At 43.2% G+C, this 21340-nt stretch carries 20 protein-coding genes; 14 read left to right on the top strand and 6 right to left on the bottom strand.

Annotated features, from left to right (window positions below; all coding sequences use genetic code 11):
- Positions 1-61 precede the first annotated feature (61 nt).
- The 8 genes from queA (at position 62) to PNC201_RS15540 (ending at position 9093) form a co-directional block, all read left to right on the top strand.
- Entirely contained in the window at positions 62-1099 is a 1038-nt protein-coding gene (queA, locus tag PNC201_RS15575; RefSeq protein ID WP_102057567.1) for a tRNA preQ1(34) S-adenosylmethionine ribosyltransferase-isomerase QueA, read from the top strand.
- 214 nt (positions 1100-1313) lie between these two features.
- Entirely contained in the window at positions 1314-2453 is a 1140-nt protein-coding gene (gene tgt / locus PNC201_RS15570) for a tRNA guanosine(34) transglycosylase Tgt (RefSeq protein ID WP_102057566.1), read from the top strand.
- A 20-nt stretch (positions 2454-2473) separates the two neighbouring features.
- Positions 2474-2812: a preprotein translocase subunit YajC gene (gene yajC, locus PNC201_RS15565; protein WP_010374166.1), complete on the top strand. Its 339-nt coding sequence runs from the start codon at positions 2474-2476 to the stop codon at positions 2810-2812.
- A 24-nt stretch (positions 2813-2836) separates the two neighbouring features.
- The gene (gene secD, locus PNC201_RS15560; protein ID WP_102057565.1) at positions 2837-4696 is read left to right on the top strand and encodes a protein translocase subunit SecD; all 1860 of its coding nucleotides are present in this window, start codon (positions 2837-2839) and stop codon (positions 4694-4696) included.
- A 9-nt stretch (positions 4697-4705) separates the two neighbouring features.
- Positions 4706-5650, top strand: coding sequence for a protein translocase subunit SecF (gene secF, locus PNC201_RS15555; protein ID WP_010607169.1), 945 nt, complete (start codon positions 4706-4708; stop codon positions 5648-5650).
- A gap of 132 nt (positions 5651-5782) precedes the next feature.
- A complete protein-coding gene (locus PNC201_RS15550; protein WP_102057564.1) occupies positions 5783-6310 on the top strand; it encodes a hypothetical protein in 528 nt (175 codons plus the stop codon).
- Between the two features lie 112 nt (positions 6311-6422).
- Complete coding sequence (locus tag PNC201_RS15545) at positions 6423-8204, top strand: bifunctional diguanylate cyclase/phosphodiesterase (RefSeq protein WP_102057563.1); 1782 nt, start codon at positions 6423-6425, stop codon at positions 8202-8204.
- Positions 8205-8289: 85 nt separating this feature from the next.
- Positions 8290-9093 (top strand): substrate-binding periplasmic protein, encoded by an 804-nt coding sequence (locus tag PNC201_RS15540; protein WP_102057886.1) that lies wholly within the window; start codon positions 8290-8292, stop codon positions 9091-9093.
- Positions 9094-9725: 632 nt separating this feature from the next.
- Here PNC201_RS15540 and PNC201_RS23630 read toward each other — a convergent pair.
- The 4 genes from PNC201_RS23630 to PNC201_RS15520 form a co-directional block, all read right to left on the bottom strand.
- A complete protein-coding gene (locus tag PNC201_RS23630) occupies positions 9726-9848 on the bottom strand; it encodes a hypothetical protein (protein ID WP_264484056.1) in 123 nt (40 codons plus the stop codon).
- A 251-nt stretch (positions 9849-10099) separates the two neighbouring features.
- Entirely contained in the window at positions 10100-11731 is a 1632-nt protein-coding gene (locus tag PNC201_RS15530) for a methyl-accepting chemotaxis protein (protein ID WP_102057562.1), read from the bottom strand.
- Positions 11732-11857: 126 nt separating this feature from the next.
- Positions 11858-12568: a 16S rRNA pseudouridine(516) synthase RsuA gene (gene rsuA / locus PNC201_RS15525; RefSeq protein ID WP_199539666.1), complete on the bottom strand. Its 711-nt coding sequence runs from the start codon at positions 12566-12568 to the stop codon at positions 11858-11860.
- A 23-nt stretch (positions 12569-12591) separates the two neighbouring features.
- A complete protein-coding gene (locus PNC201_RS15520; RefSeq protein ID WP_102057560.1) occupies positions 12592-12921 on the bottom strand; it encodes a 5-carboxymethyl-2-hydroxymuconate Delta-isomerase in 330 nt (109 codons plus the stop codon).
- Positions 12922-13002: 81 nt separating this feature from the next.
- On the opposite strand from PNC201_RS15520, the gene PNC201_RS15515 reads away from it, so the two are divergent.
- The 5 genes from PNC201_RS15515 (at position 13003) to PNC201_RS15495 (ending at position 17564) form a co-directional block, all read left to right on the top strand.
- Positions 13003-13794, top strand: a complete 792-nt coding sequence (locus PNC201_RS15515; RefSeq protein ID WP_102057559.1) for a hypothetical protein — start codon at positions 13003-13005, stop codon at positions 13792-13794.
- Positions 13778-14401 (top strand): LysE family transporter, encoded by a 624-nt coding sequence (locus PNC201_RS15510; protein WP_010607178.1) that lies wholly within the window; start codon positions 13778-13780, stop codon positions 14399-14401. Before PNC201_RS15515 ends, PNC201_RS15510 begins: the two co-directional genes overlap by 17 nt.
- Positions 14401-14931 (top strand): gamma-glutamylcyclotransferase family protein, encoded by a 531-nt coding sequence (locus PNC201_RS15505; protein ID WP_102057558.1) that lies wholly within the window; start codon positions 14401-14403, stop codon positions 14929-14931. Before PNC201_RS15510 ends, PNC201_RS15505 begins: the two co-directional genes overlap by 1 nt.
- A gap of 45 nt (positions 14932-14976) precedes the next feature.
- Positions 14977-16539, top strand: a complete 1563-nt coding sequence (locus PNC201_RS15500; RefSeq protein WP_102057557.1) for a serine hydrolase — start codon at positions 14977-14979, stop codon at positions 16537-16539.
- Between the two features lie 104 nt (positions 16540-16643).
- Positions 16644-17564, top strand: a complete 921-nt coding sequence (locus tag PNC201_RS15495; RefSeq protein WP_102057556.1) for a histone deacetylase family protein — start codon at positions 16644-16646, stop codon at positions 17562-17564.
- Here the strand turns inward: PNC201_RS15495 and PNC201_RS15490 are convergent.
- Positions 17556-17855, bottom strand: a complete 300-nt coding sequence (locus PNC201_RS15490) for a DUF4144 family protein (RefSeq protein ID WP_102057555.1) — start codon at positions 17853-17855, stop codon at positions 17556-17558. The genes PNC201_RS15495 and PNC201_RS15490 overlap by 9 nt on opposite strands.
- 76 nt (positions 17856-17931) lie before the next feature.
- On the opposite strand from PNC201_RS15490, the gene PNC201_RS15485 reads away from it, so the two are divergent.
- Entirely contained in the window at positions 17932-20448 is a 2517-nt protein-coding gene (locus PNC201_RS15485) for an EAL domain-containing protein (protein ID WP_102057554.1), read from the top strand.
- Here the strand turns inward: PNC201_RS15485 and PNC201_RS15480 are convergent.
- On the bottom strand, positions 20421-21242 hold the full coding sequence (locus PNC201_RS15480; RefSeq protein ID WP_102057553.1) for a DUF2797 domain-containing protein: 822 nt from the start codon (positions 21240-21242) through the stop codon (positions 20421-20423). The two genes, PNC201_RS15485 and PNC201_RS15480, sit on opposite strands and share 28 nt — an antisense overlap.
- Positions 21243-21340: the final 98 nt, after the last annotated feature.

The following is a 21340-nucleotide window of genomic DNA, read 5'->3' as shown; positions in this document are numbered from 1 at the left end:
CACTTGATTTCGCCAAAACACCGCACTAGACTTGGCGCACTTTTAGAAATGAGGCCTTTCCATGCGCGTAGCAGACTTTAGTTTTGATCTTCCTGATGAGTTGATTGCCAGACACCCAATGAAGGAACGCTCTAGCAGTCGTCTTCTTACCTTAAATGGCAATAGTGGTGAAATAGAACACAAAGTATTTAGAGATATTTTGGCACTCATTAATCCAGAAGACTTAATCATCTTCAATAACACTAAAGTTATTCCTGCGCGTATGTTTGGTCAAAAAGCCAGTGGTGGAAAACTAGAAGTATTGGTTGAGCGCGTTGTAGATGAGCGGACTGTGCTTGCTCATGTAAGAGCGAGCAAGTCGCCAAAACCTGGTACTAAAATTGAGCTTGAAGGCCAAGCAACCGCAGAAATGGTTCAGCGCCACGGTGAATTATTTGAGTTGAGATTCGAGGGCGAAGAAAATGTATTGGCTATTTTAGATAAAATTGGCCATATGCCTTTACCTCCTTATATCGACAGACCGGATGATGAAGAAGATAAAGAGCGTTATCAGACTGTGTATGGTGAGAAACCAGGCGCAGTCGCTGCACCTACCGCCGGACTGCACTTTGATGATGAATTGATGGCCACGCTAAAAGACAAAGGTGTTGAGATGGCCTTTGTTACTTTACACGTGGGCGCAGGTACGTTCCAGCCGGTGCGAGTCGATTCGGTGGAAGAGCATGTTATGCACTCAGAATATATCGAGGTCTCAGCAGAAGTCGTGGAGGCAATCAAAGCGGCAAAAGCCAGAGGAGGACGCGTCATCGCGGTAGGTACTACGTCGGTGCGCTCACTTGAGTCTGCGGCTAAAGCAAACGGCGGTGAAATTGCTCCACTTTACGGCGATACCGATATTTTTATTTATCCGGGCTACCGTTTTAACGTGGTAGATGCAATGGTGACTAACTTTCACTTACCAGAATCAACGCTAATCATGTTAGTGAGTGCGTTTGCAGGGCAACAGCATATTATGAAGGCTTACCAAACCGCCATTGAACAGAAATACCGCTTCTTTAGTTACGGTGATGCGATGTTCTTGCAAAAGCAAGATAAGTAACTCACGCCATACAGCTATTAAAATGCCCAGTGTTGCTGGGCATTTTGCGTTTTATGGCTGTAAAGTTGCAAGCTCGATATGGACTTTGTGTTTTTTATCCCAATATTAGAATTGCGCTAGTAATCTTGGTAGAATCGAAAGATCACTGCCCTAAGCATTGGCTTAGCACGTTTTTTAGTCAAAGTTGGACTGTTTTTCCGACAACGAGGTAACAATGAAATTTGAATTAGATAGCAAACAGGGTAAGGCTCGCCGAGGTCGCTTGATTTTTGACCGTGGTGTGGTAGAAATGCCTGCATTTATGCCTGTTGGTACTTACGGCACAGTAAAAGGCATGACCCCTGATGAGCTCAAAGAAACGGGCGCACATATCTGTTTAGGAAATACCTTCCACTTGATGCTAAGACCTGGCACAGAGATCATCAAACAGCACGGCGATCTGCATGATTTTATGAACTGGGATAAACCGATTCTGACCGATTCAGGCGGCTTCCAAGTATTTAGTCTTGGTGCAATGCGTAAAATTTCGGAAGAAGGTGTGTTGTTCAAGTCACCAGTTAATGGTGAGAAAATCATGTTGTCTCCAGAAAAAGCGATGGAAGTACAGCGCGACTTAGGGTCAGATATCGTCATGATTTTTGACGAATGTACGCCGTATCCAGCGACAGAAAAAGAAGCAAAAGACTCGATGGAGCTAAGCTTACGTTGGGCTAAGCGCTCCAAAGATGCACATGCTGACAATCCTTCAGCGCTATTCGGCATTATTCAGGGCGGTATGTACCCAGAGCTTCGTGCCGAGTCGCAAAAGGGCTTAGAAGAAATCGGTTTTGATGGTTATGCACTTGGTGGTTTATCAGTTGGTGAGCCAAAAGAAGACATGATCAATATTCTTGACCAATGTGCCTATAAAATGCCAGAAAACAAGCCACGTTACTTAATGGGCGTTGGAAAACCAGAAGATTTGGTTGAAGCGGTACGTCGCGGTATCGACATGTTTGACTGTGTAATGCCAACGCGTAACGCTCGTAATGGTCACTTGTTTGTGACAGGTGGCGTGGTAAAAATCCGCAATGCAGCACACAAAACAGATACTAGCCCACTAGATGCGGAGTGTGATTGCCACACTTGTAAGAATTACTCTCGAGCGTACTTACATCACCTAGATAAGTGTAATGAAATTCTAGGCGCTCGACTCAATACCATCCATAACTTACGTTATTATCAACGTCTGATGGAAGGAATGAGAAACGCCTTATCTGAAGGTACATTTGATGAATTTGTCGAAGACTTTTATGCGCGCCGTGGCATTGCGGTGCCAGAGTTGGCTGACGTTGGTTTGACAGAAAATAATTAATTTATAAACGAGGAAGTGAAATGAGCTTTTTTATCTCAAACGCGCATGCTAGCACCGCAGCAGCTGCACCTGCTGGTGGTGGCATGGAAATGCTAATCATGTTAGGTATTTTTGGTCTGGTATTTTATTTTTTAATTTACCGTCCACAAGCTAAGCGTGTTAAAGAACACAAAGACCTAATGGGTGCATTAGGCAAAGGTGACGAAGTACTAACTCAAGGTGGACTTGTGGGTAAAATCACTAAAGTTGCTGATGATAAAGACTTTGTTGTAATCGCACTAAACGACCAAACTGAAGTAACAGTGCAAAAGTCAGCGGTTTCAGCTGTGTTACCTAAAGGTACAATGAAATCTCTATAAGAATAACAATAAAGGGATAGCCCAGTGTTAAACAAGTTTCCAATGTGGAAGTACTTACTTGTTCTCGCTGTGTTGGCTATCGGTATTCTTTATGCCACACCTAACTTGTATGGTCGCGATCCGGCCATACAAGTGTCTGGCACAAAAGGTGCTGATGCGACGCTCAGTGTATTAGATCAAGTTAACGAAACCCTACAAAAGAACAACCTTGCCGTAAAATCTTCTGTGTTAGAAGACGGTCAAATCCTTGTCCGCTTCAAAAATGTTGAAGATCAGCTTAAAGCACAAGATATTTTGCGTAATAGCTTAAGCGATGATTACATTTCAGCAATCAATATGTCTCCGGCGCAACCTGAGTGGTTAAAAGACTTAGGTGCAAATCCAATGAAGCTTGGTCTAGATTTAAGTGGTGGTGTTCACTTCACTATGGAAGTGGATATGGTCACGGCGATGGACAATGCACTTGAGCAAATGGAGCAAGATTTTAAGAGTGATTTACGTGAAGAAAAATTGCGTTATCGCTCGGTGCGTCGGGTTTCTAATAGTGAACGTGTACAAGTAACGATGCGTTCGGAAGAGGACAAAGACGCGGCAATGAGCTTCTTGAAAAAGCGTTATCCAGGTAACGACTTTATCAATGATAGCAGCGATAGCCTTGCTTTCTTCTCAAGCCTTAGCGACCTTAAATATAAAGAGCTGCGCGAATACGCTATCAAGCAAAACGAAACCATTATTCGTAACCGTATTAACCAACTAGGTGTTGCTGAACCAAATGTTCAACGTCAAGGTGGTGAGCGCATAATTGTTCAACTTCCAGGTGTTCAGGACACGGCTCGCGCGAAAGAAATTCTCGGTGCCACGGCGACGCTTGAGTTCCGTGAAGTAGACGAAAATGCCGATGTGCGTGCAGCAGCACAAGGTCGTATTCCTCCTGGCACGGAAGTGATCCCGCATAAAGATGGTTATCCTGTCGTGCTTAAAAAGCGCGTTATTCTTGAAGGTACGCATATCACAGGTGCGCAATCTGGTATGGATGAATATCAGCGCCCTCAGGTGAATATCAAACTTGATAGCAAAGGTGGGGCAAAAATGAATGCCTTTACTAAACGCGCCATCGGCAAGCGTATGGCGACGGTTTTCATCGAATACAAACCATCTGGCAAGAAAGATGAAAATGGCAAAGCGTTACCACCAATCAAAGTGGAAGAAGTGATTAACGTTGCCACGATTCAAGCGCGTTTAAACAGCTCTTTCCGTATTACCGGTATTGATAGCCCAGCAGAAGCGCATAACTTAAGCTTGCTACTACGTGCAGGTGCACTGGTTGCGCCAATTCAAATCGTTGAAGAACGTACTGTAGGTCCAAGCCTTGGTCAGGAAAATATCGAAGCGGGTATGACTGCGGTTGTGCTTGGTTTTGCTTTTGTTCTTGCCTTTATGTTGCTGTACTACAAAGGCTTTGGTCTGGTAGCAAACTTGGCGCTTGCGGCTAACCTCATCATGATTGTGGGTGTGATGTCGATGATCCCAGGCGCGACGCTGACGCTGCCAGGTATTGCCGGTATCGTATTAACTGTAGGTATGGCCGTTGATGCTAACGTACTTATCTTTGAGCGTATTCGGGAAGAAATAGCGGAAGGCCGCAGTCCACAGCAAGCCGTTCACCATGGTTACGATAGTGCATTTAGTACGATTTTTGATGCAAATATCACCACTTTAATTGCAGCTGTGATCCTATTCTCTGTCGGTACAGGCCCAATTGCAGGCTTCGCGGTAACCCTAGCTATCGGTATCATTACCTCGATGTTTACAGCGATTGTTGGTACGCGTGCAGTTATTAATGCCATCATCGGTGGCAGACGTATCACAAAGCTATCAATCTAGGAGACGGACATGCAATTATTAAACTTAAAAGGCACAATCCGTTTTATGTCGGCAAGAAAGCTTTCCATGGCTTTTTCGGCATTGTTGATCTTGGCTTCAATCGGCTCGTTTATGGTGAAAGGACTAAACTTTGGTTTGGACTTTACTGGTGGGACGGCAGTTGAAGTTGGATTCTCGCAGCCAGCAGACTTAGCAAAGGTACGTAGTGTATTAGCCGAGAGCGGTTTTGCCGATGCCTCTGTGCAACTTTTTGGTTCAAGCCAAGAGGTATTAGTACGACTCGCCCCTCGTGGGGACGACGTGAAAGCTGAAGTATTAGGTAACCAACTCATCTCCGCGCTGAAACAAGCGGATGAAAGTGTGGTGATGCGCCGCATTGAATTCGTAGGTCCAAGTGTTGGTGAAGATCTCAAAGAGCAGGGTGGCTTGGCGATGCTAACCGCGCTTATCTGTATCTTGATTTACGTTGCTTTTCGTTTTGAATGGCGCTTTGCAGTAGGTGCGGTATTTGCACTTTTCCACGATGTTGTACTGACAATGGGGCTGTTCTCAATCTTAGGTCTGGAGTTTGACTTAACTATTTTGGCGGCAATATTGGCGGTAATAGGTTACTCACTTAACGATACTATTGTTGTGTCTGACCGTATTCGTGAAAACTTCCGTAAAGTACGTATTGATGACACCTTAGAGATCATCAACATTTCACTGACACAAACGCTTAATCGTACATTAGTGACCTCAATCACGACTATCCTTGTATTGATAGCGCTATTTGTATGGGGCGGTCAAACCATTCATGGTTTTGCGACGGCCCTGCTGTTCGGTGTATTTATCGGTACCTATTCTTCTGTTTATGTGGCGAGTTCAGTTGCAGTAGCAATGGGCGTTAGCAAAGAAGATTTGATCCCGGTAGAAGTTGAAAAAGAAGGTGCAGACCTAGACGCTATGCCTTAATCATGGAATTTGATGTAATAATCGAAAGCGGCTTTTTGGCCGCTTTTTTGTTGCCTGTAAAACGTCATTTTATTGTTTCTAAAATATTACATTACTATATAATGATAATCGTTATCAATAAAGGAGATACTTATGTACAAATTTGCGATGGCGGTTGGTGCACTGACATTAATGACCGCATGTTCTAAGCAACCTGAGCTTGAGCAACAAACCGGATCTGTAACTACAGAAGCAACTTCATCTTTAGCACAATACAAAGTTCAAGCAGAGGCCTTACTTGCAGATATTCGTATCGAGAAAGATGCTGCAGCACTTGAAACACAATCCGCCGATCTTGTGACGCTTTCTAGAACTTTGCTAAATGAGTTTGTGGCTAAGTACCCTCAGTGCCAGACTTATCTAGATGCCTTGGATAAGGCTGCGGATATCATTCCTACTTTACCACTTGAAGAGATTGAAACGGGTTATCACGCAGATGGCAAATTACCCAAGTTTGATGACCCAGTTTGCTACCATGCAAAAGATTTATTAGTGCATCCAGCAACGGTTCAAGCGATTGCGATGAAAGGCTTTAGTGGCGCAGAAGACTATAAGAGTGCAGAGATGGAAATTGTGGAAGTGATTGCACACTTTGATCAGGTAGAGCGGGCGCTAAAGTAAGCGGTTGAAAATCATTCAATTGCAAATTGGGTACATTTCACCCGATTGACATATATCTGTCATACTCTGTTGCTACCGTGCGCGATTATACTTTTACAGTGAGTTTAATGCTGTGGATCCTTCGCGCACGTTAGTACTTAATACAATAATAAAAGAAAAAGCTGTATTTACTCTGTTTCAGCCTATCTACGATCTTGCGAAACGGCAAATCTTAGGGTTTGAAGCATTAAGTCGTGGCATGTCCGGCTCATTGTTGGAATCTCCAGACAAGCTTTTTGCGATTGCGAGTAAGCAGGAGCGTTTGTCAGAACTGGAGATTATCTGTCGTGAAGCCGCTATTAAGCAGTTCGTCTCACTCAACCTTCCTGGTAAGTTATTTTTAAACGTTAGTCCAAAAGCGTTACTTGATCCGAGCCACCCAAAGGGCGAAACCAGACATCTTACAGAAGTGTATGGGCTCGATCCCAAGCGTGTCGTCATTGAAGTGACTGAGCAAGACAAAGTAGATGACGCGAATCTGCTACTAACTACAATTACCCATTATCGAGAACTTGGATTTCAAATTGCGATTGATGATTTGGGAGCGGGTTATTCTGGTCTCAAGAAGTGGTCGGAGTTATGCCCTGACTACGTCAAAGTCGACAGATACTTCATCGACCATTGTGACCAAAGTGTGGTGAAACGCGAGTTTTTAAAGTCCATTATCGAGCTTGCTAAAGCCACCAGTACTCAAGTAATTGCCGAGGGAATTGAGCGAATTGAAGAGCTGAAGCTTATTGAGCAGCTCGGTATAGTGATTGCGCAGGGTTTCTTACTTGCTAAGCCAACTCGCAAACCTCCCACTGAACTCGCACTGTTTAAACTTTTACACACGGAATCCAAAACGGCCTTCAATCAATTTGAGCAGTCGATGGCAATCGGCTGGCTTGCCAAAGAGGCCAATGCTATCCATGAATGTACGCAATGTATCGATGCTCATAGGTTGTTTGAACAAGATCGTAAGCTAACCAGCCTTGCTGTGGTTAATGATGCTAGAGAGCCTGTAGGGCTGCTACACAGAGATCAACTGACTGAGGTGTTTGCGGCACCATATGGTCATGCACTCTTCGATAAGAAATCAGTGATTAAGTTGATGGATAAACAGCCGTTAGTGGTGGATGAGCAGCAAGAGCTTGATACGGTGAGTAAACAAATAACCGACCATGAATTTGATATTCGACGTCATATCATTATTACTAGAGATGGTCGTTATCTTGGCTTAGCGCCCTTGAGAGACATACTCAAGCACATCACAGAAGAAAAAATTCGTCATGCTCAACATGCCAACCCATTAACCATGTTGCCGGGCAATGTCGCGATAAATGAGGCAATAGAGCAAAGGTTACGTTCACATCATGACTTTTCTCTAGCATATATCGACCTTAATCATTTTAAGCAGTTTAATGATTTATATGGATATGCAAGTGGTGATAGTGTGATTAAGCTACTTGCCGAGGTGACAGTTGATGTATGTGCACAGAGCTCAAGTTTTGTTGGGCATATCGGGGGCGACGACTTTATGGTGGTGTTCGATAATAATGATGCAGAAGTGTTGTGTCATGAGATCATCACTCAGTTTGAGCTTAAATCAAAAGCCTTTTTTACTCCCGAGCATGTTAGTGCTGGCGGTTACTGGGCAACAAATCGTGAAGGGCAAAAGCAATTTGTACCTTTACTCACTTTATCGATTGGCTTAGTGAGACCAGATTTACAACACTGTATTAATTCGCATCAAGTTGCAGCTTTAGCAACAGATGCTAAGAAAGAAGCAAAGCGCTATCGTAATAGCTATTTATTTGTCTGTAACCGTCGTAAGCCTACGGTATCGACTGTACGACTGGAAAATGCAGGTTGACTATATTTTTAATTACGCAATAGTAATAGCAATCCGTAAAAATACTTTTGATTGTAGTATTATTTCCCCTAAAGAGGGTTGTGCGATGAAGTTAAAGTTGGGTGTAACTATCTCTGCTCTGGTGTTTCAAAGTGCTTGTATTGCAGCGCAATCCCCCGAGTTAATCTATGTCGCGAAAGAAGCGCGAACCTTGTACGATCGCGATCTTTATCTTTATGAATTACTAGAAAAGGCACTGGCTGCTGCTAAGTACTCAGCTCAAATCGAACACATCAAGATCCATCCTCATCAACAGCGTACGTTAATGGCACTAAGCCGAGGTAAGGTTGATTTACACTGGTCTATGACCAGCCCCGCACGCGAGCAAATCGCTATTCCCATTAAAGTCCCACTGTATGATGGACTTATTGGTAAACGCGTGCTGATTGTTCATAAAGATGTTTATCCAGCCATAAAAACGGTTCGTTCGCTTGATGAATTAAAGCGCTTTACCGCGGTACAAGGACACGATTGGCCCGATACTAAAATTCTTAGTTATAACGGTCTGAAGGTCAGGCCTATTTCCGATTATCAAACCATGTTTAATTTAATCGCGGATAAAAAAGCGGATTATTTTCCACGCTCGGTGATTGAGGCAAATTCAGAATTGATCGCACAAAATAACGAAAACCTCATGATCGTACCTGATTTTCACCTTGAGTATTCAACCGCTTTTTACTTCTTTGTGAATAAAGACAAGCCAAAACTTGCTTATGCACTCGAGGAGGGGCTTGCTAAGCTTAAAGAGTCTGGTGAATTAAAACGATTAAAACAAAAATATCGTTTAGTGTTACCGCCTGAAGGTGAAGGCATCAAATTGAATAACCCTTACTTTGCAAAAAACTACTAGCGTTTCTTGCGCAAGCTTGGGAGTGCGTAATCGTACTCTTCTTTGTATGTTAGGGCTGTTAAAGCTATCATAATTCCACATTTTGCTGAGTACAGAATATATCCTGCAATATCGGAAGAGTAGAAAAAGAAAGTCACATCATAGCCTTTACCATTTCTTAGGTAATTTTCGACAATAGTAGCGAATGTGAACAAAGCTCCTAAGATAGCCAACCATGGAAATATATTATCCGCAAAGGTGTATTTAATTTTATATCTTGGGAAAAGTTTTTTGGTTAATTCTGTCCGGTAAGTGAGTGGGGCGAGCACTATTAACTCGATAATTAGGTGAATGCCGAAAATCAAACTATTCTGAAATAATCTATTCTCAGGGGAAGATGATAGGCTAATTAATCCGGTTGAAAACACGAGTGTTTCAAGAACAAAGGGAGTCAGGCATAAGATGGACAGAATACATATGTTCACATCCTTCAGTCGTAATCCCACACCAAAACAGAGAGATATAAGTGCCGTGTACGTCAGAAAAAAGTGAAAATTAACATCGTGTATAATGAAGACTCCTACTACAACTAAGACATATGGTAGTAGTAAGTCTCCGAGTGCGAATTTTCTTTCCATAACTAACAATAATCTTTAATTGGCTTTGCTAGATTTGGTATTTGCATTAGCTTCAGCACTGTTAGCTGCTGGTTCATCTGGCATCCAAATACCACCACCAGAAACTTTTTTACATTCTTTCAAATTTAGTTTTTGCATTATCATAGTCCTTATTAAGTTTGCTTGATCTCTACGCAATCAAGCATTCAAACTTTAGGTTGCATATATTATTGCAATTATAACAAACAAAGAAGTCTCTTGAGACTACTAAAACTGAAACTCTCTGTGGGTACAAACTTAACACCAAATAAACACAAGGTGAATGAAAAATTAAAGAAATTTTTCAATTAACAGTTTATATAAATTTACACTTGGCTAATTGTATGAAAAATAAGAATAAAGTTGACTTATTACACTTTGAATTTGGCCATCTCAATCTCTAGATTTCCAGATAAAGATTTAATTGTATCAGTCGCTTTATGTGCTTTTTCAGACACACTTGCCGTCTGTGAGGCCGTGTCAGAGATAACAACGACACGTTTGGCTGTATCTTCTCCTGCATCCAACTGTTCTTTGGCTGCTTGAGCTATTTGATGACTCATCTGCGATATAGATTTTAAAGAATCGGCGACTTGTACAAGCGCTTGAGATGCCTTAGATGACATACTCACCGTTTTTTCGCTTGTTGCAATGCTCAAGCTTACAGAAGCCTTCGCATCTTGAGTTGCACTTTGCAGTTTAGTGATCATGGTACGGATCTCTTCTGTACTGGTTTGAGTGCGCTGAGCAAGCTGTCTGACCTCGTCCGCTACGACAGCAAAGCCTCGTCCTTGCTCTCCAGCTCGAGCAGCTTCTATTGCAGCATTGAGGGCTAATAAATTGGTTTGCTCGGCGATAGATTGGATAACGGTAAGTACATTAGCGATATTAGATACTTCTTCATCTAGTACTTGAATATTATTACCAGCGCTGTCAATTTGTTGCTCTAATAATGCAATTTCAGTTGCTGCTTGAGCTGTCAGTTTGTCGGCAGCATTACCTTGCTTTTCAGCCTCTTGAACTGAATCCGCAGCTTGCTCCGCATGTTCGACAACGGTTTGTGCTGATGCTGTGAGTTCGGTAATTGCTGAAGCCACCATTTGAGTTTCTGCATTTAAACTACGAGTTAGATTCTCAAGTTCTACTGAGCGTACCTCACTGTCTGATGTTTGGTTTTGTAGCGCCTTAGTTGCTTCTTTAAGCCCTTCAACTACTCCTTTTAATCCGCCTTGCATATAGTCCATGGCTGCGAGAATACTATAATCTTGGCAGTCAGCAGTATTGATAGGTGTAGTTAGGTTTCCTCTTGAAACATGTTTTACGATTTCGAGCACATCATTGATTTCAGCACCAAGTTTGTTATTCAAAGACAGTCCAAACCGCGCAAGTGCGGTGGTCAATGCAACGGCAACCGCTAAAGAAAGTGCGACTAACCAGATTGCGGTGTCCCAATAACGATCGTTTACTTCTTTGTAGCTAATACCTGTGCCGACATACCAGCCAAACCCTGGTGTTTTTTGTACCACTGAAGTCAGGTCGACAACTTCTCCATCTCGCAGTGAAGTCCAATTGTAGGTAATGATCCGATCAAATTGGTTACCGACTAAGCGCTTCACCATGCTGCCTATGCTTTTGCCGTCAGCATCTTCAAAGTCATTAAAGCTGGTGTTATGCAGTTGGGGGTCATGAGGTGTTGCTACGAAGTCCATTTTGTCATTAACAACATACACATACTCAGAGTCATGGTATTTATTTTCTCTTAAAACCTGAATTGCCATCTCTTTTGCTTGTTGCTCAGTCAGTTCCCCTTGCTCTGCAAAGCGCTCAAACTGTTTAACAATATTAACGGTGCTTTTCATTAATTGGTTGATACGCGCAATATTATCGCTTTCACTGGCATGGCGCAGAGCTTGAAGACCTACAAAGGCAACGGCAAGTAATGAAACAAATATTGCGGCGGCAAAGGTAATTATTTTTGCTTTTAATGTGAAACTAGAAAACACAGGATCGCCCCCTAAAAATACTCTCACTACATGATTTAGCATGTTTAGGGGGAAGTTGTAAGTAGGTTAATGCCCTAAGGAGGCGATTTTGAGATGATATTTACTCATACTACCTAAAGACGATGACTAACTTGCATTAATTATGCTTATTTCTTCATCAGTTAATGGGCGGTATTCGCCCTCAGCAAGGGTTGGATCAAGTTCGATCCCTGCAATATTTTCTCTATGAAGTTCAACTACTTGGTTGCCAACTGCGGCAAGCATGCGTTTTACTTGATGATATTTTCCTTCGCAAATAGATAAGCGTAGTGCAAATTTATCAATAAGCTCCGCTTTTGCTGGCAGGGTTGCTTGTTTTTCACCATGTAGTTCAACGCCTTGTTCAAGCTGTGTTAGCGCTTCTTCAGTGAGTTCGTCGCGACTTTCTAGTACATAGGTTTTAAACTTTTGTTTCTTCGGCGAGGTGATTTGATGAGACCAATCACCATCGTTAGTGAGCAGTACTAAACCCGTGGTATCGATGTCCAGTCGACCTGCAACATGAAAATCTTTTAAGTTAGGTTCTTCAATTAAATCGAATACTGTTGGGTGTAATTCATCACTATTTGCACATACATAACCTTGTGGTTTGTTTAGCATATAGTAGCGTAAACCCAAATACTCTAGGCGTTCGCCATCAAAAGTAATGTGGTCTGCTGGGGTGACTTGGATGTCGCCTTTTTTGACGATATTGCCATTGACGGTAACGAGACCTTTTTTAATATTAATTTTGACCTTGCTGCGTGGTATCTCTGCAACGTGGCTCAAAAATTTCTCCAATCTACATGGAAATTTCATAGTTAAATAACTCGAATAATAAATTAGTTTTTGCGATAAATATCGGATAATAAATCATAGCAATGGACACTGAGCGCAAAATGCTCCCCGACCTTTGCGAGCAAAAGCTTCAGAGCACCTTCCGTGAGCATTTGTTTTTGCTCTAATGTTCTACCAGCCATCATATGGATCTGCAGGTGAATAAACCCTTGTTTGCCATCACCTAACTGAAAATGCTCAAAAGCAACAGCACGGGTTTTGACGGAAGTTGGATCAAACAAGCCACATGCACAGGCAAATTGCTGCACCTGCGATACTAACGCCTCGGTTTCAATTGGCAAATTAGCTGAGTGTTCAAGAATAAAGTGTGGCATGTGAAACTCCATGTTTTTGCATTAGGCTCAGAGTTTATGCTATTTATCAGGGGTTATTCCAGAAAAGAGTGAATTATTAGCATGCTGTCCTTATTTAAAGTATCACCTTTGCTTAGCGATGAAGAAACCCAATGGTTAATTGACACCTTTGTTTGGGCATTTGAGCACTTTGATGGCGAGTACTTTTTAAATGAAACGCAGATCATTACTCCGACTCCCAGTTGTTTTCCTGAGCCGGTATCCAGTATTGAAGAGATGGCGGCGGTGGTTTTCTCCCGCGTAAAGTCCTACGCGGGGTTACAACAGTGGCCAATCACTTTGGTTGCGCCTGAACGCATGCTCGCGTCGACCAGCATGACTAAGCTAAACATTGCAGGGCGTTGGCGCGGTGAGCAAGCGGTTATCGCTGAATCGGCTGCGCCTATTTTGATTTCTTATAATCCTAACCAAATAAATCAGCCTCAAGATCTGATTGCCAGTTATGCAGGTGTCATGGCAAAAGTTTTAATTTTACAGCGTGGCGTGTTACCTCCGGGTGGGGAAGCGCAATTAGACGCTGCTTGTGATGTGCTCGCGAGCTTTTTTGGCTTTGGGGTCATGGTGTCTAATACCGTATATCACTTTAGGGGAGGATGTGGTTCTTGCTACAACCAATATGCCAACCGAAAAGCTGCACTGACGGAGCAGCAGAGTGTTTTTGTGCATGCCCTCGTATGTCATTTTAAAGGGGTTAGAGATGGTCATAAGCACCTTAAGTCACACCTTGTGAGCCAGTATAAAAAGGCGAAAAAGCAAATTAATACCTTAATGGATAACTCAGAGCGGGGTGATTTACTGGCCTTACAGGAGCATGCACATGCTCGTTTATCTTGATGAGTTTATTTTAATTGCGCTGGCACATTTTTTTGCAGTCGCAAGTCCAGGTCCCGATTTTGCGATAGTGCTTAAACAAAGTGTACAGCAGGGCAGAGCAAACGCCCTTTGGACAAGTTTTGGGGTTGGTCTTGGTATTTTAGTACATGTCAGTTATTGCTTATTGGGAGTTGCGTTACTGCTATCTCAATCTGAAACCTTGTTCACAGCAGTAAAATATATAGCCGCGCTTTACCTTGCTTACCTTGGTGTGCAAGCGTTGCGATATGCAAAACCCAATTCAGAGCAAGAAAATATCACTGCACATGCTGTTACTGAGTCTAATTGGACTGCGTTAAAACGGGGTTTTTTGGTCAATGCCTTAAATCCTAAAGCAACGCTGTTTTTCTTATCGCTTTTTACCCTAGTGATTGAGCCAACCACACCAAGCAGTGTGCAGTTGTTTTACGGTGTTTATATGGCATTGGCTACGTGGGCTTGGTTTTCGTTTTTATCTTTAGTTTTATCAAAAACAACGGTAAGACAATTTTTTCGTCGTGCAGGACATTGGTTTGATCGCGGGATCGGTGTGATCATGTTACTGCTTGCAGTAAGATTGGTGATCTAATGTGTGACAAAAACATTATTAACTTTAGCTTTGGTTCAAATATGTCGACTGCACGTTTGCTTGCTCGCTTACCACAAGCGAAGTTACTTGGAGTGGGGAAATTGCATGGCTATCGGCTGACTTTTGATATGTTGAGCACCGATGGTTCAGCCAAGTGTAGTATTACGCCAAGTACTGAAGCAAATAGCCATGTTTATGGCGTTTTGTATGCCTTGGATGAGCGAGAAAAAGCGCGTTTGGACGACATTGAAGGGGAGCGATACAACTGTCATTGTTTGCCTGTTGAAAGGCAAGGTGGCGGTATGGTGGAGGCCTGGTGCTATATTGCTAACACCTTTGTGGAACATCAATTACCTTTCGATTGGTACGTACATCATGTGTTGGCCGGGGCAAAGGAGCATCAGTTTCCGACCAGCTATTTACAGGCTATTTCGGCACAATCACACGTTACAGATAATAATAGTGACAGACAACAACAAGAATTAGCCATCTATCAATGTGATATTACGAAGTTAAATCGCAAAGCTTGACTGGTAACATCATGATTGGTTGTGGCAAAAAACCAAGGAAAAATAATGAAAATAAAACAATGGCTATTAACCTCAGGCCTAGTTGCTGCGAGTTTTCTTAGTGCACAGGCAAGCGCGGCAGTAAACCAACAGGATGTTGAAACTGCGGTAAAAAGCGCAATGACAAAGTTTAATATTCCAGGTTTGGCAATTGGTATCGTAGAAGATGGTCAGGTTGTGATGACCAAGGGCTTCGGGGTGACGCATTTAAATAAGCCAGCCAAGGTCAATGCGGATACCTTGTTTGGTATTGCATCTAACACGAAAGCATTTACGGCAGCAGCGCTGGCGATGTTGATAGATCAAGGCAAACTGAGTTGGGATGACAAAGTCACCAAACACATTCCAGAATTTAAGCTCTATGATAGCTATGTTACTCAAGAGATGACTATCCGCGATTTATTGAGTCATCGAAGTGGGTTGGGTCTTGGGGCGGGTGATCTTATGATCTGGCCTGATACTGATAAAACCATGCCAGAATTGCTAGCAGGTATTTCACATCTCAAACCTGATTCAAGTTTCCGTAGCCATTACGCTTATAACAATTTGATGTTTGTTGTTGCAGGAGAAGTCGTAAGCCGAGTCAGTGGCAAAGATTGGCGCGATTTTGTTGAGCAGGAAATGTTTACTAAGCTGGATATGGATGACTCAAAGGCTGGATTCTCTCGGATCCAGGCTAACAATAGTAATTGGGCGACTGGCCATATTCCGATGGATGGCAAACTTACGCCGTTCTTTGTTAATTACCTAGAAGATTTCCGTGGTGCTGGTGCCATTGCGTCTAACGTGGATGACATGACCAAGTGGTTACAAACTCAGCTTGAAGGTGGTCGCTTACCTTCTGGCGAGCAGCTATTTAGCCAAGAGCAACAAGTGCAAATGTGGCATCCACACATTACGCGTATTCCCGCAGCAAAAGCCGCAGAAGTATACCACCAACAGTTTAGAGGGTACGGCCTTGGCTGGGCGGTAGAAGACTACTTTGGTTATAAAAAGGTAGGTCACGGCGGTGGGATTTTAGGTATGGTGTCGCAAGTTGCGATGATCCCAGAGAAAAAATTGGGTGTGGTGGTCTTATCAAACCAACAAAAATACCCCGCACTTTCCGCGATTATCAATGAAGTGTTTGAAGATGCGCTTGGCCTAGAAGATAAAGACTGGGTGCAGATCATCGCCGATGATTACTTTAAGGCGCAACAAGATAAATACGCCAAAGCTGGGATAATCGAAGTTGCAAAACCACAGCCTGCTTTACCATTAAACAACTACACGGGAACACTAAATAGCGCTTGGTATGGCGATGTGGTAGTGGAAAAGCTCGATAAGGAACTGCGCATTGATTTTACGCACACGAAGCGCCTAAAGGGGAAACTTGAGCACCTAACCGGTAACACTTTTGTGGTACGGTGGGATGAGCCATTACTTGAAGCTGATGCTTACATCAATTTTGTGATGGGTAAATCACAACGGGTTGAGTCTGCTGCGATGGAATTTGTTAATCCGGAAATAACCGACTTTAGTTTCGATTTCCATAACTTGGATTTAAAGGCGAAAGAAATCCAGCATTAAGATATACCAAAGTATCAAAGCCACAATTATGTGGCTTTGATATAGTGAAAGGATAGCTACTTAAATCAACCTCGTCGCAAACTAACATAGGATGTATATTCGTTATGCGTACTGCAATTATTACTCATCCATATTGCCGCAAGCATAAAATGACCGAGGAACATCCTGAGTGTCCTGCGAGGTTAGATGCGATATCTGACAGGTTGCTAGCGTCTGGACTTGATATCGCCATTGAACACAAAACGGCGCTGAAAGCCGATACGTCACACTATGCATTGGTTCATGATCAAGCCATGATCAAAGAAGTAATGGATAAAATCCCTAATGAAGGGTTAACCGAGTTAGACGGCGACACTTGGCTTTGTCCTGATTCTATGAAAGCGATTGAACGCGCTGTCGGCGCAGGAATACTTGCGGTGGACGAAGTGGTTGCAGGTAAACTTGATGCTGCATTTTGTTCTGTTAGACCTCCTGGACACCACGCCAATCAAAGTACTTCATCGGGATTTTGTGTCTTTAATAATGTTGCCATTGCCGCCGCTTATGCCAAGACAAAGGGCGTAGAGCGGGTAGCTATATTAGACATCGATGTACATCATGGTAATGGCACACAAGATATTTTCAAAGACGATCATAGCGTGTTACTTTGCTCTTTGTTTCAACACCCTTTTTATCCAAATACCGCGATTGAGAATCATCAAACGCTAATCAATTCCCCGTTGAGTGCAGGAGCGGATGGCACAGACTTAAAAGCCTTGGTGGAGCAGCAATGGTTGCCTAAGCTGCGATCATTTAAACCTCAGCTCATTTTTATCAGTGCAGGGTTTGATGGTCATTTAGAAGATGATATGGGCGGACTCAAGTTTGTTGAACAAGATTATCAATGGTTTACTGAGCAAGTAGTCGAGTTTGCAAACTCATCGGACTGTTTGGGGATTATTTCCTACTTAGAAGGGGGCTATGATCTTTCTTCTTTAGGCCGCAGCGCCGTGACACATATCAAAGCGCTGGTCGGGTTAGCTTAGACTTAATAAATCAAAAGCCTGCTGAGTATTGCTCAGTTGGATTTTGCTGACGCAACATTGGCCTTCGTCAACGAGATATTGTTGCACTAATTCGGTTAAATATTTCAAATCAATACACTGCACGGGCGCACCGTGTACGTTGCTGCAGCAATCGTTTGGGTATACTAGAATTAACCGTTTGAGTGACGCATCATCGAGCAGATGCGTTGCATCCCCTAGTGCTTTTTCATCTTCGATAAACTCTATACTTTGGTCTAATACCAGCAATAAAGGATAGGTTTTTATCGCCATAATTTGTTCTTGGTCAAGTTATCAAAAGTGTCGCCCAGTATACTTCAAATTGGAATAATATTGCGAGAGTGTGCTTATGGTTGGTGATTCACGTCAGTTACAGATCAAAGAAGTATTTACCAATAGCTTGTTATGTTGCGATGAGCAAACCAGTCTATATGATGCGGTTGCGCAAATGCGAGCGAGCAGAGTGAGCTCGATCTTTATTACCCGTGCCGATGACATTATTGGTATCTGGACTGAGTCGGATTGCGTTAAGCTCAACTTTAACGACCCTGACTTTGCCCAGATGCCGATCCGAGAAGTGATGACTACACCGGTGCAAAAAATTCAAATTGATAAAACCTTGAGTGAGGCGACGGTCAAGTTCCACCAATTAGGGATCCGTCATTTACTCGTGGTGGACTTGGATAATCTACCTTGTGGTGTGGTCTCTTTATCCGATATTGTGCGCAGCCAAGGGCTTGACCATTATTTGCATTTTAGACCAATTGAGCAGCACTTTGACTCGAGCATTGTGATTTTAGACAGTGAAGACTGCGTCTCTGATGTTATCAATAATATGCGTGAGCTTAAGCTGACCGCTGTGCTGGTGTATAACCGTGAATTAAATGAGTATGGCATTATTACTCAGCGCGATATTGCGTATATTATTCTCAACCCTGATTGGCGTCAGCCTTGCTGGCAATTAGCTAGCTATCCGATGCTCTCCATGACGCCAAAAGACAGTCTATTCGATGCTTACCGGCTGATGACGGTAAACTCCATTCGCCATTTGGTGGTGACTTCCCCAGACTCGCAACAAGTGATAGGGCTATTAGCGCTTAAAAATGTTTTGACTGAAATTGAAACTGCGTATTGTAGCGAGCTGGAAAAAGTCCTAGTACAACGTGATATTGCACTGCAAAAATCGGAGAAGAATCTTTATTTAGCTAACCGCATCATTGATGCTTCTCTCGATGGTATTATGATCACCAAAAGTTCAGGTGAAATAATCCAGATCAACCCAGCGTTTAGTGCGCTTACCGGCTATAAAGATTACGAAGTACTAGGGAAAAACCCAAGCATATTGAGCTCTGGGCTACATGATGAATGCTATTATCAGAGTATGTGGCAAACGCTCAGAGAAACAGGTGTGTGGCAGGGCGAGATCTGCAATCGTAAAAAGAGCGGTGAGATTTATGTTGAATGGCTTACGATTATTGAGATCAGAGAGCCGTACAGTGACGACATGCTCTACGCAGCCATTTTTAGCGACATTACGGAGCGTAAAAATGCTGAAGAAAAAATTGCTCGCTTAGCCTATTTTGATGAATTGACTGGGCTGCCTAATCGACGCTTATTTTACGACAGACTCTCTATGGCATTGGCATCAGCGCACCGCTACAAGCAAAAACTCAGTGTGATGTTTATAGATTTAGACCGCTTTAAGGAAGTGAATGACTCTCTTGGCCACAGCGCCGGAGATGAATTATTGGTTCAGGTTAGCGAGCGGATAAAGTCTATTCTAAACGAAGGTGACACGTTAGCGCGACTTGGGGGCGACGAATTTGTTGTGCTACTGAGCGAAGTGAATGGCATGTCGGAGGTTATTGAGTTTGCCGACCAAATGTTGATGGCATTGTCGAGTCCATTTCAACTTGGTGATATGCAGGTGGCTGCGACGGCCTCGATGGGGGCTGCTATTTATCCCGAAGATGGTCATGACACGGAAACATTGCTTAAACACGCCGATGTTGCTATGTATCGCTCCAAAGAAGTAGGGCGCAACTCCTTTCAGTTATTCGAAGCTTCGATGAATGCACGTTCATTTGAGCGTTTATCCATGCTAAGCCGTTTTCAGAGTGCCTTAGAAAATGATGAGTTTGAACTGCATTTTCAACCCTTGCAGTGCTTAACCAGTAGTCGTATTTCCAGTGTTGAGTGTTTGCTGCGCTGGCGTGACCCAAATCTTGGGATGATCTCGCCGGCTCAATTTATTCCACTCGCAGAGGAACTTGGGCTTATTATTCGCTTAGATCAGTGGGTAATAGATAAAGCCTGCCAGCACTTGGCTAAATGGCAACGCGCAGGTGTTGAGATTAGGCGCTTGGCGATTAATATCTCGGCGTCACATGTCACTCAAGGCGACCTGTATCAATGTGTTGCGCAGGCATTAAAGAAGCACAACGTCGACGGCAAGTATCTTGAGCTTGAGCTTACCGAAAATAGCTTTATCGGTAATCTGCTTGAGGCTAAGTACACCTTGAAAAAACTCAAGGAGCTGGGCGTAAAACTGGCGATTGATGACTTTGGTACAGGGTATTCTGCGCTGAGTTACTTGGCTAAACTGCCCATCGATATCCTAAAAATAGATGCTAGTTTTATTGCTAAAGTGCCCGATGAATATGGCAACAGCGAAATTGTTTCGGCAATTGTGGCGATGGCTAAGGCGCTAAACCTGCAAGTTGTAGCTGAGGGCGTAGAAAAGCCTGTACAGAAACGTTACCTGCGCAAGCTAGGTTGTCATACAATCCAAGGTTACGTCTTCTGTAAGCCACTTACAGAAGACGATTGGCATGCATTTTATTCGTCAGAGAAGGTAATCTCGTAAGAAGTAAACTTACGAATATTGATCACGCCATTATCAAAGATAAGGTATTGGCCTTTGATCCCTTCAAGCACGCCTGATACTACAGGGTCTTTATCAAAGTTAAACGAGCTGATTTTACTCGGGTGCTGCTCTACAGGGAAAGTGAGATCAACCACTTCCTCGTCCAGCACTTCAATGGCGGTTGCACCAAAGAGTTCAGCAAGTTCGTCGAGCTTTGCTTGGATCTCGGGAATAAGCTTAGCAGCTTCTGCTTTGAGGTCTATTTCAGGATTGATGCCTTTGAGCATATTGCGCCAGTTAGTCTTATCGGCAATAAACTGAGCCAGTGCCACTTCCACTAATCCTGACTGGTGACGGGTCTGCACCTTAAAAATCGGCAGAGCTTGCGTTGCGCCTTGGTCTACCCAACGCGTTGGGATCTGCGTATGACGAGTGATCCCAACTTTAAGACCTGAGGTATTGGCCAAATACACATAGTGCGGGATCATACAGTTCTCTTCGCCCCATTGGGGTTCACGACAGGTGCCTTGATCATAGTGGCAGGTCTCTGGCTTCATAATGCACATGTCGCAGCTCGCGAGTTTTCTCATACACACGAAACAGTGGCCTTGCGAATAGCTCTTTTTGGTTTTTTTACCACAGCTACTGCAAAATATATTGCCGGTGAAGGTAAGGGTGACAGATTTACCAAAGTAGTCATTGAGTGGTACCAAGTTATCACCCACGGGTAATTGATATTGGATAGGTTCAACAAGCGCTGACTTTAACTTGCTGAGTGTACCTTGTACTTGCATCTTTGCCCCTAAAAATGCTCATAAAAGGGTAGGATACCATTACAAACCTAGAAACGCAGTGTGTAAAAATGAAAAAGGCCAGCGTCGGGCTGGCCTTG

The organism is Pseudoalteromonas sp. NC201 (assembly GCF_002850255.1).
Taxonomy (GTDB): Bacteria; Pseudomonadota; Gammaproteobacteria; order Enterobacterales; family Alteromonadaceae; genus Pseudoalteromonas.
This window is presented reverse-complemented; position numbering and strand designations above follow the sequence as displayed.

What these genes read in the sequence shown, in the direction of transcription:
- queA (WP_102057567.1), top strand. Translation starts at nt 62, where the DNA reads ATGCGCGTAGCAGACTTTAGTTTTGATCTTCCTGATGAGTTGATTGCC.
- tgt (WP_102057566.1), top strand. Translation starts at nt 1,314, where the DNA reads ATGAAATTTGAATTAGATAGCAAACAGGGTAAGGCTCGCCGAGGTCGC.
- yajC (WP_010374166.1), top strand. Translation starts at nt 2,474, where the DNA reads ATGAGCTTTTTTATCTCAAACGCGCATGCTAGCACCGCAGCAGCTGCA.
- secF (WP_010607169.1), top strand. Translation starts at nt 4,706, where the DNA reads ATGCAATTATTAAACTTAAAAGGCACAATCCGTTTTATGTCGGCAAGA.
- PNC201_RS15550 (WP_102057564.1), top strand. Translation starts at nt 5,783, where the DNA reads ATGTACAAATTTGCGATGGCGGTTGGTGCACTGACATTAATGACCGCA.
- PNC201_RS15540 (WP_102057886.1), top strand. Translation starts at nt 8,290, where the DNA reads ATGAAGTTAAAGTTGGGTGTAACTATCTCTGCTCTGGTGTTTCAAAGT.
- PNC201_RS23630 (WP_264484056.1), bottom strand. Translation starts at nt 9,848, where the DNA reads ATGCAAAAACTAAATTTGAAAGAATGTAAAAAAGTTTCTGGTGGTGGT.
- rsuA (WP_199539666.1), bottom strand. Translation starts at nt 12,568, where the DNA reads ATGAAATTTCCATGTAGATTGGAGAAATTTTTGAGCCACGTTGCAGAG.
- PNC201_RS15520 (WP_102057560.1), bottom strand. Translation starts at nt 12,921, where the DNA reads ATGCCACACTTTATTCTTGAACACTCAGCTAATTTGCCAATTGAAACC.
- PNC201_RS15515 (WP_102057559.1), top strand. Translation starts at nt 13,003, where the DNA reads ATGCTGTCCTTATTTAAAGTATCACCTTTGCTTAGCGATGAAGAAACC.
- PNC201_RS15510 (WP_010607178.1), top strand. Translation starts at nt 13,778, where the DNA reads ATGCTCGTTTATCTTGATGAGTTTATTTTAATTGCGCTGGCACATTTT.
- PNC201_RS15505 (WP_102057558.1), top strand. Translation starts at nt 14,401, where the DNA reads ATGTGTGACAAAAACATTATTAACTTTAGCTTTGGTTCAAATATGTCG.
- PNC201_RS15500 (WP_102057557.1), top strand. Translation starts at nt 14,977, where the DNA reads ATGAAAATAAAACAATGGCTATTAACCTCAGGCCTAGTTGCTGCGAGT.
- PNC201_RS15495 (WP_102057556.1), top strand. Translation starts at nt 16,644, where the DNA reads ATGCGTACTGCAATTATTACTCATCCATATTGCCGCAAGCATAAAATG.
- PNC201_RS15490 (WP_102057555.1), bottom strand. Translation starts at nt 17,855, where the DNA reads ATGGCGATAAAAACCTATCCTTTATTGCTGGTATTAGACCAAAGTATA.
- PNC201_RS15485 (WP_102057554.1), top strand. Translation starts at nt 17,932, where the DNA reads ATGGTTGGTGATTCACGTCAGTTACAGATCAAAGAAGTATTTACCAAT.
- PNC201_RS15480 (WP_102057553.1), bottom strand. Translation starts at nt 21,242, where the DNA reads ATGCAAGTACAAGGTACACTCAGCAAGTTAAAGTCAGCGCTTGTTGAA.